11 protein-coding genes are annotated in these 16,866 nt (G+C 63.5%); 8 read left to right on the top strand and 3 right to left on the bottom strand.

Going from position 1 to position 16,866, the window contains the following annotated elements; genetic code table 11:
- A partial coding sequence (locus AC2ETI_RS23155) for an Ig-like domain-containing protein (RefSeq protein ID WP_483634432.1) occupies positions 1 to 1,416 on the top strand: 1,416 nt, incomplete at its 5' end.
- Positions 1,417 to 1,667: 251 nt separating this feature from the next.
- Positions 1,668 to 5,150, top strand: a complete 3,483-nt coding sequence (locus tag AC2ETI_RS23150) for a beta strand repeat-containing protein (protein WP_483634431.1) — start codon at positions 1,668 to 1,670, stop codon at positions 5,148 to 5,150.
- A gap of 10 nt (positions 5,151 to 5,160) precedes the next feature.
- Here AC2ETI_RS23150 and AC2ETI_RS23145 read toward each other — a convergent pair whose 3' ends face one another.
- Positions 5,161 to 6,000 (bottom strand): hypothetical protein, encoded by an 840-nt coding sequence (locus AC2ETI_RS23145; RefSeq protein ID WP_041814481.1) that lies wholly within the window; start codon positions 5,998 to 6,000, stop codon positions 5,161 to 5,163.
- Positions 6,001 to 6,093: 93 nt separating this feature from the next.
- Here AC2ETI_RS23145 and AC2ETI_RS23140 point away from each other — a divergent pair, with 93 nt between their 5' ends.
- From AC2ETI_RS23140 to AC2ETI_RS23130, 3 genes are read left to right on the top strand one after another with little or no spacing between them, the layout of a single operon-like run.
- Positions 6,094 to 6,849: a lysophospholipid acyltransferase family protein gene (locus tag AC2ETI_RS23140; RefSeq protein ID WP_020905757.1), complete on the top strand. Its 756-nt coding sequence runs from the start codon at positions 6,094 to 6,096 to the stop codon at positions 6,847 to 6,849.
- 3 nt (positions 6,850 to 6,852) lie between these two features.
- Positions 6,853 to 7,587 carry a lysophospholipid acyltransferase family protein gene (locus AC2ETI_RS23135; protein WP_020905758.1) on the top strand — a complete coding sequence of 245 codons (735 nt, stop codon included), beginning with the start codon at positions 6,853 to 6,855 and terminating at the stop codon, positions 7,585 to 7,587.
- A gap of 53 nt (positions 7,588 to 7,640) precedes the next feature.
- Positions 7,641 to 8,462 (top strand): Cof-type HAD-IIB family hydrolase, encoded by an 822-nt coding sequence (locus AC2ETI_RS23130; protein WP_037131235.1) that lies wholly within the window; start codon positions 7,641 to 7,643, stop codon positions 8,460 to 8,462.
- A gap of 37 nt (positions 8,463 to 8,499) precedes the next feature.
- Here the strand turns inward: AC2ETI_RS23130 and AC2ETI_RS23125 are convergent, their stop codons facing one another.
- Entirely contained in the window at positions 8,500 to 10,509 is a 2,010-nt protein-coding gene (locus AC2ETI_RS23125) for an N-acetylmuramoyl-L-alanine amidase (RefSeq protein WP_445387513.1), read from the bottom strand.
- A 331-nt stretch (positions 10,510 to 10,840) separates the two neighbouring features.
- Here AC2ETI_RS23125 and AC2ETI_RS23120 point away from each other — a divergent pair, with 331 nt between their 5' ends.
- Complete coding sequence (locus AC2ETI_RS23120) at positions 10,841 to 12,403, top strand: SpoIID/LytB domain-containing protein (RefSeq protein WP_264613756.1); 1,563 nt, start codon at positions 10,841 to 10,843, stop codon at positions 12,401 to 12,403.
- A gap of 102 nt (positions 12,404 to 12,505) precedes the next feature.
- On the opposite strand, the gene AC2ETI_RS23115 is transcribed toward AC2ETI_RS23120, so the two are convergent.
- Positions 12,506 to 13,999 (bottom strand): PucR family transcriptional regulator, encoded by a 1,494-nt coding sequence (locus AC2ETI_RS23115; protein ID WP_019746400.1) that lies wholly within the window; start codon positions 13,997 to 13,999, stop codon positions 12,506 to 12,508.
- A gap of 171 nt (positions 14,000 to 14,170) precedes the next feature.
- Between AC2ETI_RS23115 and AC2ETI_RS23110 the strand changes: the two genes are divergently transcribed.
- Together AC2ETI_RS23110 and AC2ETI_RS23105 are read left to right on the top strand one after the other, a co-directional pair.
- Positions 14,171 to 15,592, top strand: coding sequence for an amino acid permease (locus tag AC2ETI_RS23110; protein ID WP_259121440.1), 1,422 nt, complete (start codon positions 14,171 to 14,173; stop codon positions 15,590 to 15,592).
- A gap of 90 nt (positions 15,593 to 15,682) precedes the next feature.
- On the top strand, positions 15,683 to 16,864 hold the full coding sequence (locus AC2ETI_RS23105; RefSeq protein ID WP_007731825.1) for a thiolase family protein: 1,182 nt from the start codon (positions 15,683 to 15,685) through the stop codon (positions 16,862 to 16,864).
- Positions 16,865 to 16,866 lie beyond the last annotated feature (2 nt).

The following is a 16,866-nucleotide window of genomic DNA, read 5'->3' as shown; positions in this document are numbered from 1 at the left end:
GTGCAGTTCAAGTCGAACGGCACTGCCATCGGCACTCCGGTGACAGTCTCCGCGGGTGTTGCGACGCTGTCGCATTCGTTCGATGCCGCTGGCGCTCAGAGCGTTACGGCTGACTTCACCGCCGGTGCTGGCTTTGTGAGTTCGTCGGCGTCGGCTCAGACGGTGACGGTGTCGGATCCGGCTCCGGTCGATGTGGAGACCACGACGTCGCTCTCGGTTCCGGCGACGGCGATCACGGGCAGCGCTGTTGATCTGACGGCGACGGTGGCTCCGAACAACGCTGTCGGTACGGTGCAGTTCAAGTCGAACGGCACTGCCATCGGCACTCCGGTGACAGTCTCCGCGGGTGTTGCGACGCTGTCGCATTCCTTCGATGCTGCTGGTGCACAAAGTGTTACCGCTGACTACACCGCCGGTGCTGGCTTTGTGAGTTCGTCGGCGTCCGCTCAGACGGTGACCGTTTCGGATCCGGCTCCGGTCGATGTGGAGACCACGACGTCGCTCTCGGTTCCCGCGACGGCGATCACGGGCAGCGCTGTTGATCTGACCGCGACGGTGGCTCCGAACAACGCTGTCGGTACGGTGCAGTTCAAGTCGAACGGCACGGCCATTGGTTCACCGGTGACGGTCACGTCGGGTGTTGCGACTCTGTCGCATTCCTTCGATGCTGCTGGTGCACAAAGTGTTACCGCTGACTTCACCGCCGGTGCAGGGTTTGTCAGCTCGTCGGCGTCCGCTCAGACGGTGACGGTCTCCGATCCGGCTCCGGTCGACAAGGCGACGAAGACGGTTCTGAGCGTTCAGGGTGAAGCCAAGGTCGGACTGCCTGTTGATCTCTTCGCGACAGTGTCCGAAGATCCCTCGGACGCCCTGGTGCCGTCCGGCGGAACGGTTCAGTTCAAGATCGGTGGAGTCGATCAGGGTGCCCCGGTCGCGGTTGTTGACGGAGTTGCCAAGCTGCCGCACGTGTTCGGAGCAGAAGGCACCTTTGTAGTCTCGGCTGTATTCAGTGGCTCCGGCGTGTTCACGTCGTCCACCGCGGAATCCGTCGACGTCAATGTCACGGTTCCGACCCCGTCGGATGTCGAAAGCTCTACGTCGTTGACGGCTCCGTCTTCGGCAAAGGTCGGCACGTCGGTGCAGCTGAAGGCTGTGGTCAGTTCTTCCGGCGCGACGTCGGGAACCGTCCAGTTCTTCGATGGAACGACTCCGATCGGAACGGCCGTCGATGTTGTCGGTGGGCAGGCTGTGTTGAGCCACACCTTCACCACGACCGGCAACCATTCGATCACCGCGGTCTACAGCGGAGCCCAGGGCGTCACGGGTTCCACGTCGACTGCATCGGTTGTGAACGTCGGTAACGGGGGCGGTGACTTCGGTTCGCTCGGATCGTTGTCGCTGCCGTTCGGGTCCTGATTCTCCGATGATGTGATGCCCCTTGCGCCCGACGGGTGCAAGGGGCATCGCTCTTCGCGAATCGATGATTGGTCGTTAGCAGAACTATCGGCAATTCGTGAATATTTGTCTGAAATAACTGATACAAGTACTACTTTCGACGGGTACTGTACGAGCGTCCAGCTCCATTCTGATTTCCGCTCTGTTCGAGTGACCTCCTTCCGTGCGGTTCCCGATCCACGTCTGTTGCTAGCTGAGGAGAGTTCGTGTTGGTGAGAAGAAGTTCCGCGGTTGTGGTGGCGGCGTTGGTCGGTGGCGTGCTGGTGGCAGGTGGTGTTGCTTCGGCTGCTCCGACGTCATCTCCCGCGGTGGAGGACACGATCGGGTTCAAACTGGGTTGCGATGGTTACGAGCACCCTGGCTTGGGCAGCATCTCCGACGAATTCCACTCCACGGGCGTGACCATCTCGGCTCCGGAGAAGGTCGCGGCGGGGTCGACGTTCACCTACCGAGTCCAGCCAGGTGCGATGACTGTTCCCACGAGTGGTCATGCGGGGCGTTCGGCGATCAGGTGGACACGGATGAAGTACGACTTCGACATTCCTGCGGGGGTGTCGTTGGTCGATGCTCAGGTAGTGGCGGGTACGTCGTCGAATTTGTCGGGTGCGGCGCCCTCGGTAATTCGAATCAACGACGGTGGTTCGCCGGATGCTGCGGGCACTCACTTGCGTATTTCGGGTAACAATCAGACTGCTGACTCCAATGGCGGTGGTGGAAACGGTCCGAGTACAAGTAAGAACGATGATGGCGGAATCGGCGCGGAGGCTGGAAAGACTTTCCGGTTGCCGGCGATCGATGTGACGGTGATTGCGGGTGGTGCGGGTAGCACTGTGCAGCCGAAGTTAAGGGTGACGGATGGCAATTCGGGATCCTTTGATTCTCCGAAAAATGCCTTCACCTTCTTGCAGCGCGAGAAGGACGTCTTCACCGTCGCATACTGGGAGAGGTACAACTGCTCTCCGCATGACTCACGCAGCGCGGGATTGAATGCGGGTGGTCAGGCATTGGCCACCGTCAACGTCGTCTCGCAGGTGGCGACCACGACCGCAGTGACGTCCGGCGCGTCGGCCACGATCGGTCAATCGACGGATTTGATTGCGCAGGTCTCCCCGGTGCCGACAGGCGGCACCGTTCAGTTCAAGGATGGCGGGACTGACATCGGCGCCCCGGCGGCCGTCGTCAATGGCGTTGCCACACTGCCGCATACATTCACCGCGGCGGGAGATCACTCCATCACCGCTGTGTACGACGGAGTTCTCGAGTTCTTGACCTCAACGTCACCTGCGCGCACAGTGAGCGTGGCTGCTGCCGATGTACAGACGACCACGGCGCTGACAGTTCCGAGCAGCGCCGTCGAGCAGACCTCGGTCGCGCTGACCGCAAACATCTCTCCGGCAGCTGACGGCGGAACGGTCCAGTTCAAGGATGGTGGCACAGACATCGGCGGACCGATCGCGGTGACTGCCGGCGGAGCGACCCTGGATCACACGTTCACTACGACGGGATCGCACTCGATCACTGCCGTCTACTCAGGCACTGCAGGTTTTGGTGGTTCGACCGCGCAAGCTCAGACCATCGAGATCTCGAGCTCCGCGCTGAGTACGACTACAACGCTTCAAGTTCCGGCTGCTGCGATCACGGGTACTGCGGTTGATCTGACGGCGACGGTTGCTCCTTCCAACGCTGTCGGTACGGTGCAGTTCAAGTCGAACGGCACGGCGATCGGCACTCCGGTGGCAGTCTCCGCGGGTGTTGCGATTCTGTCGCATGCGTTCGATGTTGCTGGTGCTCAGAGTGTTACGGCTGACTTCATCGCTGGTGCGGGGTTTGTGGGTTCGTCGGCGTCGGCTCAGGCAGTGACGGTCTCGGATCCGGCTCCGGTGGATGTCGAGACGACGACGTCGCTGTCGGTTCCGGCGACGGCAACTACGGGTACGGCTGTTGATCTGACCGCGACGGTGGCTCCGAACAATGCGGTGGGCACTGTGCAGTTCAAGTCGAACGGCACGGCCATTGGTTCACCGGTGACAGTTTCCGGTGGAACCGCGACGCTCTCGCATTCCTTCGATGCCGCTGGCGCTCAGAGCATTACCGCTGACTTCACCGCTGGTGCAGGGTTTGTGAGTTCGTCGGCGTCGGCTCAGACGGTGACGGTCTCCGATCCGGCTTCGGTCGATGTCGAGACCACGACCTCGCTCTCGGTACCGGCGACGGCAATTACGGGTGCGGCGGTTGATCTGACTGCGACGGTTGCTCCGAACAACGCTGTCGGTACGGTGCAGTTCAAGTCGAACGACACGGCGATCGGCACTCCGGTGGCAGTCTCCGCGGGTGTTGCGATTCTGTCGCATGCGTTTGATGTTGCTGGTGCTCAGAGCATTACGGCGGACTTCACCGCTGGTGCAGGGTTTGTGAGTTCGTCGGCGTCGGCTCAGGCGGTGACGGTGTCCGATCCGGCTCCGGTGGATGTCGAGACGACGACGTCGCTCTCGGTTCCGGCGACGGCGATCACGGGTGCGGCTGTTGATCTGACCGCGACGGTGGCTCCGAACAATGCTGTCGGTACGGTGCAGTTCAAGTCGAATGGCGCGGCGATCGGCACTCCGGTGGCAGTCTCCGCGGGTGTTGCGACGCTGTCGCATTCGTTCGATGCTGCTGGTGCTCAGAGTGTTACGGCGGACTTCACTGCCGGTGCTGGCTTTGTGAGTTCGTCGGCATCTGCTCAGACGGTGACCGTTTCGGATCCGGCTCCGGTCGATGTCGAGACCACGACGTCACTCTCTGTTCCCGCTACGGCAACTACGGGTGCGGCGGTTGATCTGACTGCGACGGTTGCTCCGAACAATGCGGTGGGCACTGTGCAGTTCAAGTCGAACGGCACGGCCATTGGTTCACCGGTGACAGTCTCCGCGGGTGTTGCGACGCTGTCGTACGCGTTCGATGTTGCTGGCGCTCAGAGCATTACCGCTGACTTCACCGCTGGTTCCGGATTCAAGAACTCGGTTGCGAGTGCGAAGTCAGTTCAGGTGAGTGTTGCCGACCAGGAATCCGTCGTCGAACTGAATATCCCCACCGATGCCAAAACTGGTGTGGCGACCGACTTGTGGGCAACAGTCCGAACGTCGTCGGATGACGCTGTCGGCGTCGGAACCGTGCAGTTCTACGACGGTGGCGTCGCGATCGGCGGTCCTGAACCGGTTACGGCCGGCGCTGCTGGTCTGTCGCATACGTTTACCTCTGCGGGTGCGCACAGCATCACGGCGGTTTACTCGGGAGGAGCCGGTGTAGTCGGGTCCTCGGCCCAGGCGCGGACGGTGAATGTGACGGACCCTGCGCCTTCGGATGTCACCACGGAGACTGTGGTGACGGTGCCTGCCGATGGTGTGGTGAACAAGTCGGTGACCCTGTCGGCGACTGTCAGTTCGGTGCAGAACGGTGGAACGGTGCAGTTCATGGATGGGGACACCCCGATCGGTGACGCTGTGCCAGTGGTCAACGGGATCGCGGCGCTGAACCACACCTTCACCACAACCGGCGCGCATTCGATTTCGGCAATCTACAGCGGCGCAGCCGGATTCACAGGCTCCACCTCGGCGGCCCACGCAATTCAGATCAAGGCTGCAACCGGCGGTGGCACGGGCAGCCTCGGTTCAGGCAGCGCTGGCTCGAGCGATTTCCTTCCCTTCGGTTCCTGACCGGAACAGTTCAGGTCGCGGCCCCGAGGCAGTATCCCTCGGGGCCGATCGACAGGGTGAACTGCATCGGGCGTGAGTTACCGGTTCCGTCGCTGACGGGCAGGGTGACACGGACGTAGTCGCCGCGAACCGGAGTGACTGTTGCAGCGTCGGCGTCGAAAGACTTGATACCGGCCAGCTGATTCGGATCGAGCTTGAGTGGCGGCTGGCCGGTGGCGCCGGTGCCGTCGGGATCCCACGGGCTGTTGCCGGGGCAGATCAGTGGATAGAACGTCTCGACGTCGCGGGTATTGACCGGCCGTCCCGTGGCGCGTGAGAGAAACCGGACGACGGCGTGGGAAGCGTCGGCCGCGGTGTAGAAGTTTGATTGCCCCGCAGGGAAGACGAACGGGCACGCATAGCCGGAAGCGATCTCCGAGCGCTTGGCGGCGACGGAGAGTCCGCCTCCACTCCAGGTGACCGCGTACTGGCCGTCGACGCCTGGTGCGGCGATGGCCGTCAAGATGGCGGGCACATCCGAGTATCGGTCGGCAATTGTTGTGGGCGGCATCGTCCAGCATGCGTTCGTGAGCGCGTCGACGTCCAAAGACACCAGGTCCGTTGCCCAGGCCGCCAAGGCCGGCGCAGCAGCCGGATTACCGGGCACGTCACCAACCGGAGGTGGCGCGACCGGCGTGGCGGGCGCAGTGGTGGTCGTGGGCGCGAGAGGGGTTGTCGTCGTGGTTTCCGTCGTAGGCGGAGACGGTTCGTCCGTCAGGATTCCTGTCCGTCCGTCGTCCTCACATGCGGTTATCGCCAACGTCATGGCGAGTGCGACTGCCCCCACTGCCGCTCGTCCTGCCGACTTCATTCGTTCTTACGCCCCTTTTGCGACATTCTGACCAACATCCACCCCATAACTGCTGCGGGTCAGATCACGGATTCCCGTCTACGCTAGCGAACTGTGGATCCCGTTTACAGAACAGTCATCGGCATCGCCCGTACCGTCTTCGCTTTCGAGGGCCTGAAGTTCTCCGTCAAGGGAGAGCAGAACATCCCGGCGTCCGGTGGCGCCGTGATCGCGATCAACCACACCGGATACATGGACTTCACGTATGCGGGACTGCCGGCGCGGACCCCCAAGCGCTACATCCGGTTCATGGCGAAGAAGGAGGTCTTCGACAACAAGATCTCCGGACCGATCATGCGGGCCCTCAAGCACATCCCGGTCGACCGCGGCGCGGGCGCCGACTCCTACAAGGCGGCCGTAGATTTCCTGAAGCGCGGCGAATTGGTGGGCGTGTACCCCGAAGCGACGATCAGTCGGAGCTTCGAGATCAAGGAATTCAAGTCCGGCGCCGCCCGGATGGCGATCGAGGCGGGCGTCCCGATCGTTCCCGTCGTCATCTGGGGCGCTCAGCGCGTGTGGACGAAGGGTTATCCGAAGCGTTTGGGCCGCACCAACACTCCCATCTCCATTGCCGTCGGCGAGCCGATTGCACCTTTCGAACCGGCGAGTGAGCTGACGGCGAAGCTACGGTCGACGATGCAGGAGTTGCTACTCGATCTGCAGAAGGACTACGACCATCCCGCCGGCGAGTACTGGGTACCGGCCCGCCTCGGTGGCAGCGCGCCGACGCTCGAGCAGGCCGACAAGATGGATGCCGACGAGGCCGAGGCGAAAGCCAAAGCACGTGAGGCGCGGAAGTCCGAAGGCTGACCCATGTCCTTCGAACCCGTTTACACCGCCGTCGAGGTAGTCGCGCGTGGTCTGAGCGGTTTCCAGGGCGTGAAAGTCACCCGCACCGGGACGGAACACGTCCCGGTGTCCGGCGGTGCCGTCATCGCGATCAACCACACGAGTTACCTCGATTTCATACCGGCGGCCCTGGCGGTCGGCACCGCGAAACGCAAGCTCAGAGTGATGGCCAAGGCTGAGCTGGCGGACAACAAGGTCCTCGGCTTCCTCATGCGTGGATGCGGCGTCATCGAAGTGGACCGCTCCGCCGGAGCGCAGGCGTATCGAGCCGGAGTCGACGCCCTCAAGCGTGGCGAATTGGTGGGCGTCTACCCGGAAGCGACGATCAGCCGGAGCTTCGAGATCAAGGAAATGAAATCCGGAGCAGCTCGGATGGCCATCGACGCCGGCGTGCCGATAATTCCGCTGATCGTCTGGGGCGCCCAGCGGATCGTCACCAAGGGCGGACCGAAAAATCTGGGCCGCAATCATTTCCCGATCTCGGTGGAGGTGGGTGCACCGATCGATCCGGTCGAGCCCGCCGAAGCGCTGAGCGAGATCCTGCGCATCGAGATGGATGCGATCCTGCGCCACGTTCAGGACGGGTTCGTGCACGAGCCCGGGGCGTACTGGGTGCCTCGCCGACTCGGCGGTGGCGCGCCGACGCCGGCGGAAGCCGCGGCCATGGACGCACAGGAACGCGCGAAGCGGGCGCGCTGAGCGAGACCGTCGTACCGGGCAGGCACAATGGCGGTGTGAGCCCAGACCGTCGTATCAGCCCTGACCGCCCAACCTTGGTTGCGACCGATGTCGACGGCACCCTCATCGATCACGACGAGTTGGTCAGTGCCCGCACCCGCGCCGCCGTGCATGCCGTCGTCGAATCCGGCACGCCGTTCCTGCTGGCAACCGGGCGTCCTCCGCGTTGGATTTCGCCCGTTGTCGAAGGTTTGGGATACGCGCCACTCGCGGTCTGCGCAAACGGTGCTGTTGTCTACGACAGTTACGCCGACCGCGTCCTCAGCGCCGCGACCTTGTCGGTCGACGCACTCACCGAACTCTCCGAGTTGGCTCTGGTTGCACTCCCGGGCGCAGGTTTGGCCGCGGAACGGGTGGGGGAGAGCGCACACGACGCCGCCACCCCACAGTTCGTCAGCTCACCAGATTACGAACACGCCTGGCTCAACCCGGACAACACCGAGATGTCCGAGGACGAAGTGCTTGCGGCGCCGGCCGTCAAACTCCTGATTCGCCGTCCAGGCATGACCAGCACGGCGATGTACGACACGCTCGCCCCGCACGTCGGTGCGCTCGCCGACATGACGTACTCCACCGAGAACGGACTGATCGAACTCTCGGCGCCGGGAATCACGAAGGCGTCCGGCCTGGTTGCCGCGGCCGAAAGGTTCGGCTTCGACCTGTCGGGTCTGGTTGCCTTCGGGGACATGCCCAACGACATCCCGATGCTGGGGATGGCTCGACTCGGCGTTGCCATGGGCAACGCTCACCCCGAAGCCAAAGCCGCAGCCGACGAGGTCACCGACACCAATTCGGCGCACGGGGTCGCAAAAGTCCTCGAGCGCTGGTGGTCGTAGAACCCACCAGCGCCCGAGGACGTGTACTGCGCGAGTGTCAGCCGACAGGCGCGCTGTTGGCCATTTCCTGGGCAAAGGTCTCGTTGTAGGTCTTGAGGACCTTCGTGACCATGCCGGTGATCTGGTTGAAGATCAGCGAACCGTTCTCGAAGTCGCTGCGCAGGCCGTCCGGGATCGAGTATTCGTCCGAGATCGGCAATCCGAGTTCACCCGTGTCGGAACCGAAGCTCTGCCACGACTTGAAAATCTCGCCGAGCACGGTGAACACTCCGCCGTTAGGTGAGGTGTAAACAGCGCCGTTCTGGAACAACGCACCCTGGTTGCCGAGTTTCGCCTGCAGGATTCCGGACAGCGCCTGGCCGAGGCGTCCGAGGTCACCACCTTCGGCGATCCACTTCTGCGCGAGCGGTGAATTGTCGGTGATCTTCAGAATCTGGGTGACCAGATCCGGGATCGACGATCCGGTGCCACCGGTGACCGTGTCGACCGGAGTGGTCGGCTTGGGCGCAGGCGTCGACGGATTGGAGGGGTTCGACGGGTTCAACGATCCCCCGATATTCGCGGCCGCGATGTTCCGGATGTCGTTCATGTGTGCGTATGCGGCATCACCAGGGCAAGCCGTGTTTCCGACGTCGCGGTGGGCGAAGATGATCGGCAGATCCACTGCTGCGCCCTGCGGGTACGGAGTGAACTCCGTGCCCTCGGAGTACATCGTCGTTCGGCCCTTCGGGTCGAGGCCGGCCAGGCCGAGCTTCCAACCGAGGAACTTGCCGACGGCGTTGAGCGTCGCCTGCGAAGGCTCGACGGTGGAGTAGTCACCCATCATCGCGATACCGGTGGTGTTCTCGTTGAAGCCGCCGGCGTGCGCGCCCTGAACTGCCTTGTCGAGTCCGCCTGCGCGGCCTTCGAAGGTCTGACCGTACTTGTCGACGAGGACGTTGTATCCGACGTCGCACCAGCCGAGAGTGCGTGCGTGGTAGGCGTAGATCGAGCGGACGATGCCGGCCGATTCTTCCTTGGTGTAGTTGTTGCTGCCCGCGGTGTGGTGAACGGTTGCTCCACCGGTGAAGTCGTCGTACGTGGGGGAGTCGCAGCGAAGTGACTCGTCTGCTCCCCACTGTGCGCGGGTGATGACGGAGGGTCCACTGCCGCCGAGCGGTGCCGCGACTGCCTGCAGATTGCTGTCCGCGTCGCTGGTACCCGGATCGATCAACACTGCGGTAACGGCATCTGCTGCCGTCGTCGCCTGGCGAAGCGGCTTGGACACCGAAGCCGGGGTGTACCCGAGTTCGCCGGTGGCTGCGGGTGCTTCCGCAGGCACAGGTGCTTCGGCCGGCGCTTCGGCAGGCACAGGCGCTTCAGCAGGTGCTTCGACAGGTGCGGGTGCGGCTTCCGGAGCCGGCACAGCTTCGGCCGCGGGGGCAGCGACACCCTGCGGGGTGAGGATCTGGATGGACTTGGTGGCGCCGACGAAGACAGGTTCGGTGGCGGTACCGGCGTTGGTGGCCTGATCCGAACTGGCGGAGTCGATGGCGTCAGGGGTGAACCACGGACCCCAGGTGCCGTCCTCGGCCAGGGCGCGGACCTTGGACTGCGCCGAGGCGAGCGTGTCCGAGGTCAACGCGACCATGCTGAACGGAGTGTCGCGGGTGACTTCCTTGACCACGGCACCTGGCTCTTCCTCGGAGGGAACCGGAGCGGTTTCGGTCGGGGCCCCGGGAGCAGCGGGTGCCGGGAAGAGTTCGGTCGGCAACGTGATCCCTGGAGGTAGCGGGATTTCGGTCGGGAGCTTGAGGTTTCTGAGATCGCCCAGGTTGATGTCGGGGAGATCGAGACCGGTCAGCTCCTTGACCGGAATGATGATGTCGGGCACCGACGCGAGGAGCACCTCTGCGATCTGGGTCGGCACTGCTACTGACGTCGTTTCGTTCGCGGAACGTACATCGGACGTAGTGCTCGTGAAGCCGTAGACCGCAAAAGGACTTGCGACAGCCACTGCGGCTACAGCCCCGAGTACGAGCGAGGGCTTCGGTCGACGGTGTGGCAAGGGATTACTCCTCGGTTGTAGTTACTTGCGAGCGAACTTCAGGGCCGATGACGGCCGTGAACGGAATCCTTCAAAACCGGATCCGAGCAGGTCGGATGCCATGTTCTGGGGTTGAACTCCAGTTTTCGGACGCGTACGTCTGCAACTCGTGATGCTGATGTGACTCGTGTGACTGGTGTTGCTAACTCCAAACACTCTTGCCACACTAGTCACAAAAGTCCATAACGCTCAACCTTAGGGTGAGACTTTAGTTAAATCGTTGTGGACTGGCCTGCGCGCGAAGTACCGACTTCGCGGACTCGTGAGGCCGGTAGCGATGAGGAGAGCATTGATGGCGAGAAGCGGAAGAAGCGGAACTGCAGGTAAGAAGCCTGTGTCCGGTCGCGCAGGTCGCTTTCTGGTGGGCGGACCCGGGAGGCGAACCTCGCTGATGCGGGTTTCGGTCCTCGGTCTCGTTCCGGCTCTTGCGCTCGGCGTCGCGATCGGAGGTTTCACGCAAATCCGCGCTGACGAGCCGTCGATCCTGCACGCCGTCGCCGCCGATACACAATTCACGCTCTCCGGTCACGGCAACGGACACGGCCGCGGAATGGGGCAGTGGGGCGCTTACGGCTACGCCAAGAACGACGGCTGGTCCGGCGAGCGAATCCTCAGTCACTACTACGGCGGAACTGTCCTGGACTCCTTGCCGCCCGCCCAGATGAGTGTGCGGCTCACAGCCCAGGACAACTCGACGCTCGACGTCTACTCCGACGCCGGCCTCGTGGTCAACGGTCAGCGCACCGCGCCCGGCGAGGCTGCCCATCTCACTGCACTGCCCGGTGGCGGTGCGCAGGTGGTTGTCACCAGCGGTTGTGGTGGCGGGGTTGTCTGGGAAGCGGTCACCGAGCATCCGTGGGTGGATCCGGTGGATCTCAGTCCCGATCGACCCGCCGACCAGTTCCTGAAGCTGTGCAACAACGACGCGCCCTATCGCGGCGCCCTCGGCGTAGTGCTCGACAACGGCTCGGCTCGGACGGTCAATCTCCTCGACATGGAGGACTACCTGCTCGGCGTGGTGCCGGTCGAAGCGAAGGCCGAATGGGCCGATTCCGGTGGGGCCGAAGCACTACGGGCGCAAGCCGTGGCGGCACGCTCGTACGCTGCGACCGAGCATCGCAGCTCGTACGCCGACACGTGCGACACTCAGGACTGCCAGGTCTACGGCGGAGCTGGCAAGGAAGATCCCCGCACCACTGAAGCCGTTCGGTCCACCGCCGGCGCCGTTCTGTCGCGTGACGGCAAGATTGTTGCCACCGAATTCTCTTCGTCCACAGGAGGTTACAGTTCCGGCGGTGAATTCCCGGCCGTCGAGGATCTCGGTGACGCCCTTTCGCCCAATCACGACTGGACAGTGAATCTGACCGCGGGTGAGATTGCGGACGCCTTCGATGTGGGCGAGCTGCAATCGCTCAAGATTCTCTCGCGCAACGGATTCGGTACCGACGGCGGGCGAGTGACGGCAGTCGAGGTGGTCGGAACAGATGCAACTGTTGGCGCCACCGGAATGCAGTTCCGTCAGAAACTCGGCCTGAAATCGGACTGGTTTACCGTCGGCGACGGCGCTGGTGTGGTAGTGGCACCGGATTCGGAATCGACAGTGCCGGAATCCAATTCGCCATTCGGCGATCCATCGGGTACGGTTACGGAGACGCAGATCGAGAAGAAGTATCGGGAGCTCGGCGGTGAAAGCGGCTCTCTCGGTGCTCCTGCCGGCCCGGAGATGCAGTTGCCCTCCGAAGCAGGCACTTTCCGTGTCTACGAAAACGGAACCATCATCTGGACAAAGGTTTTGGGTGCGCAGGTAGTTGATGCCAACGTGCTCCGCGAGTGGATACCGACGGGCGGAAGCTAGGGGAAGGTCGGTCGGTAGCGACTCGCACGTATCGACTCTGAAGGGTCTCTGCCGTAACCCGGCGGAGGCCCTTCAGGTCGTTCAGGGCTCATTGGTTGTCGGTCAGATGGTCGGAGCGTCGCCGAGCAAGCGGTACTCGAGCCACAACTCCGCACGTTCCGTGGGGGAGCCGAGGTCCAGTTGGAGAAGGCTCTCGATCCGAGCGAGTCTGCTGCGCAACGTATGCCGATGAATATTCAGCGCTGTGGCTGCGGCGTCGCCCACACCGTTGTGTGCCAACCACATGGCCAAGGTTCGGTAGAGATCGCTACCGCCCTTCGCTTCCAGGAGCGGGCGCAAGTGTGCCGCCGCGAATGCCGTCGAGCGATCCTGATCGAGAAACGCGGACAATCCGCTCTCCGAGAGTTCGGCGAACCGCATCGAAGGCAGGTTGCGGGCGCCGGCCTCGGCTGCTGCCTGCGCCGCTTGGCGTCTGGCGCGCGAGAGATCGTCCCACCACAGCATGTCCGACACGCCGACGGTTACGTCGATTTCGTTGACACGGGCGAGGATTCGCCCGCTGTCGGTAGCCGAGACGACGGCGATCAACGCTCCGTCGGTGATGCCGAACGCCAGATCGCGGCTGAGGCCGTCGAGCAGTGAGACGGACACGCTCTCGAGCAGGCCACTCGGGCCCGCTACGTGGAAGACCTGGAAAGGTTCGACCGGAAATCCTCCCCACAGTTCCCCGGAGATGTTGCGGGCGAGCGCATTCTGTCCTTCGAACAGCTGATGCATCGCCACGGTACGCAAGTGGTTCATCGTCAACTGCGCATCTCGGGTTCGAGCCGTCATCAACGTGAGCAGAGACGCGGCGGCGATGACGATGCCCTGATTCAGAGAGCCGACGGCGCCGGGGCAGCCGGCGACGAGATACCCCATCAGCTTTCCCCTCGACGTCATCAAAGGGTGCGAGATGACGTCCTCGTTCTCACTCGTGAGGAAACTGACTTCCATCGGGCGGGCGTCGCGCTCGGGAGCCGTTCGCTCGATTCCTGCGGCAGCAGCGGTGTGTGAGATCTCGACGGTATGGCCGGCCGAGTCCAGCAGGGCCGCCCATCCGCCGATCAATTCCGCCACCCGTCGTACGACTGCCCGGGTGCCGTTGACCGTCACTGCAGCTTGAAGCAGTCGCCGCAGGCTCTGGTAGTTGCTGCGCAGCGCTTTCATGTCGTCGTCGGATTGCGCCTTCGACACCGCTTTGGTCAGGGCGATGAAAGGTGTTCGCAATGGGACGTCGAGTAGGGGCACACTGAAACGGGTGGCCGCATCCACCAGAGTCTGCGGCGCCTGCTCGTATCCGAGGCCGGTTCCGAAACCGATTCCGGCAATTCCGGCCGCCACCAGGGTGCGTACGAAACGGGTCGTTTCCGCGGCCGTCGTCGGTAGCGACACTCCAGTGATGAGTAGTAGTTCGCCGCCGTCGAGGAAGGGCGTCGGGTCGGGAAGTTCGGAGACATGTGCCCAGGTCAGGGTGCGATCGAGCTGATCGTGCCCCGCCAGGACGCGAAGGCCGAACTGTTCGGTCGCACAAAGCTGGCGGAGCGTGATGGGCATGGGTCCAGTCTGACACCTCGAACTCGCCACTTTGTAGTGCCTGCGGTCACGTTTGTACAAAGTGGAGCCTGACGCGAGCTTGCCGAAGGTCCGACACTGGCGCTATCGAAAATGCGCTCCAGAAGAGCGTCACCGAGATCCACCCTCCCGAACAGCCCACAAGGAGTACTGATGTCCAGTACAGACCAGCCGGCACTTCAGCACACGCTGAAGAAGCGGCATCTGTCGATGATTGCGATCGCGGGCGTCATCGGCGCCGGACTGTTCGTCGGCTCCGGTGTGGCGATCCAGGAGACGGGACCGGGTGTCCTGGTTTCCTACGCGTTGGCCGGCGTAGTCGTCATCCTCGTGATGCGCATGCTCGGCGAGATGTCGGCAGCGGCGCCGGAAACCGGCTCGTTCTCGTCGTACGCCGACAAGGCCATCGGCCGCTGGGCGGGCTTCTCGATCGGCTGGCTGTACGCGTGGTTCTGGATCATCGTGCTGGGCATCGAGGCCACCGCCGGTGCCCTCATCATGAATCGTTGGGTTCCCGGCGTTCCCCAGTGGACCTGGGCTCTGATTCTGATGATCGTGCTGACGCTGACCAACATCATCTCGGTCAAGTCGTTCGGCGAGTTCGAGTTCTGGTTCGCTTCCATCAAGGTCGTCGCCATCATCGCGTTCCTCGGCATGGGCATCGTGGCGATCTGCGGATGGATGCCCGGCGTCGAAGCACCGGGAATGACCAACCTGACCGGTCACGGCGGTTTCCTGCCGAACGGAACAGGAGCCATGCTCGCCGCAGTCCTTGTGGTCGTGTTCTCGTTCTTCGGCGCCGAAATCGCCACCATCGCCGCCGGTGAATCGGCCAACCCGCTCGAAGCTGTTCGCGCTGCCGTCAAGTCCGTCGTCTGGCGAATTCTCATCTTCTACATCGGCTCGATCGCGGTGGTCGTCACTCTGCTTCCCTGGGACAGCGCATCGGTCGCGCTCAGCCCGTACGTCGCCGTCATGGACTCCTACGGCATTCCGGCCGCGGGCAACATCATGGACGTCGTCGTCCTCACGTCGGTTCTGTCCTGCCTCAACTCCGGTCTCTACACCGCGAGCCGCATGATCTTCTCTCTCGCCGGCCGCGGCGACGCCCCCAAGTCGCTCTCGCGTATCGAGAAGACCGGCGTCCCGATGCGCGCTGTCCTGGTCTCGACGATCGTCGGCTTCCTGACCGTCGGCATGAACTACCTCTCCCCGGACAAGGTCTTCCTGTTCCTGGTCAACTCCTCCGGTGCGATCGCGCTGTTCGTCTGGCTGGTCATCTCGGTGTCCCAGCTGCGCACCCGCCGCAAGCTCGAAGCTTCGGGCCAGGAGCTGGAACTCAAGATGTGGTTCTTCCCGTACCTGACCTACGCGACGATCGCCGCCATCATCGCGCTCTGCATCGGCATGCTCACCCTGGACTCGACGCGCAGCCAGATGATCGTGTCCCTGGGGCTCGCAGCGATCCTCGTGGGCATCGGGCTCTACCGATACCGGAACCACAAAGAGACCGAGGACGCCGAAGGCGCCGACGCCGAGGTTGTACCCGTGTCCGAGAGCGCTCCCACACCCTGACACCAACGTCCCCATCTGCGAGATACTTAGATGTCCTAGTATCGGCCACGGACAGAGAAATCGACGTGAGCACAGCAGATGGGGACAATCATGACCACACCCGAACCGATCGTCATCGTCGACGGGGCCAGGACCCCCGTCGGTAGCTTCGGCGGCGTCTTCAAGGACGTACCCGCACACGAGCTGGGTGCCGCAGCAGCCAAGGCTGCGCTGAGCCGCGCCGGCGTTGCACCCGAAGACATCGACGAGGTCGTCATGGGCTGCATCGGCCAGGTCGGCCCAGACGCCTACAACGCACGCCGCGTGGGCATCGCCGCCGGACTGCCCGAGAACGTTCCCGCCTACACCGTCAACCGCCTCTGTGGCAGCGGCCTGCAGGCCGTGTGGTCTGCGGCGATGCAGATGCGCTGGGGCGCAGCTGCCATCACCCTCGCCGGCGGCGACGAGAGCATGTCCCGCATGCCGTTCTACGACTTCGCCGCCCGCTCGGGCTACAAGCTCGGCGATCGCAGCCTCGTCGACGGCACCGTCGCCATGCTCACCGACCCGTTCAGCAAGGCTCATATGGGCCGCACCGCCGAAGCCGTCGCCCGCAAGTACGGCGTCAGCCGCGAGCAGCAGGACGAGTTCGCCGTGGAATCTCAGCGCCGCGCTGCTACCGACGCAGCCAAGGCAGCATTCGCCGAGGAGATCACTCCCGTCGAGACCGGTGGTCGGCGCTCCGTCACCGTCACCGAAGACGAGCACCCCAAGCCCGGAACCACTGTCGAAACCCTCGCCAAGCTGCGCCCTGCATTCGAAGAGGGCGGATCCGTCACCGCCGGTAACGCGTCGGGCATCAACGACGGCGCCGGCGCACTCGTCCTCGCTACAGGAACCGAGGCAGCCAAGCGCGGCCTCACCGGACTGGTCACGCTCGAAACCGTCACGACGGCAGCCATGGAGCCCGGCCTGATGGGCTACGCTCCCGTGCTCGCTCTCGAAAAGCTTTTTGCGCAAACAGGATTGAAGCCGTCCGACATCGGCACCGCCGAGGTCAACGAGGCCTTTGCTTCGCAGGCCATCGCCGTCATCCGTGACAGTGGCCTGGATCCGGAGAAGACCAACCCGTACGGCGGAGCAATCGCCCTCGGACACCCGGTCGGCGCTACCGGAGCCATCCTCACGCTGCGCGCGGCACGCGACATGGTCCGTCGCGACCTCGAATTCGGCATCGTCACCATGTGCATCGGCGGCGGTCAGGCACTCGCTGCCCTGCTGAAGCGGGTCTGATC

The organism is Rhodococcus sp. MurmanLake-1 (genome assembly GCF_056945715.1).
This window is presented reverse-complemented; position numbering and strand designations above follow the sequence as displayed.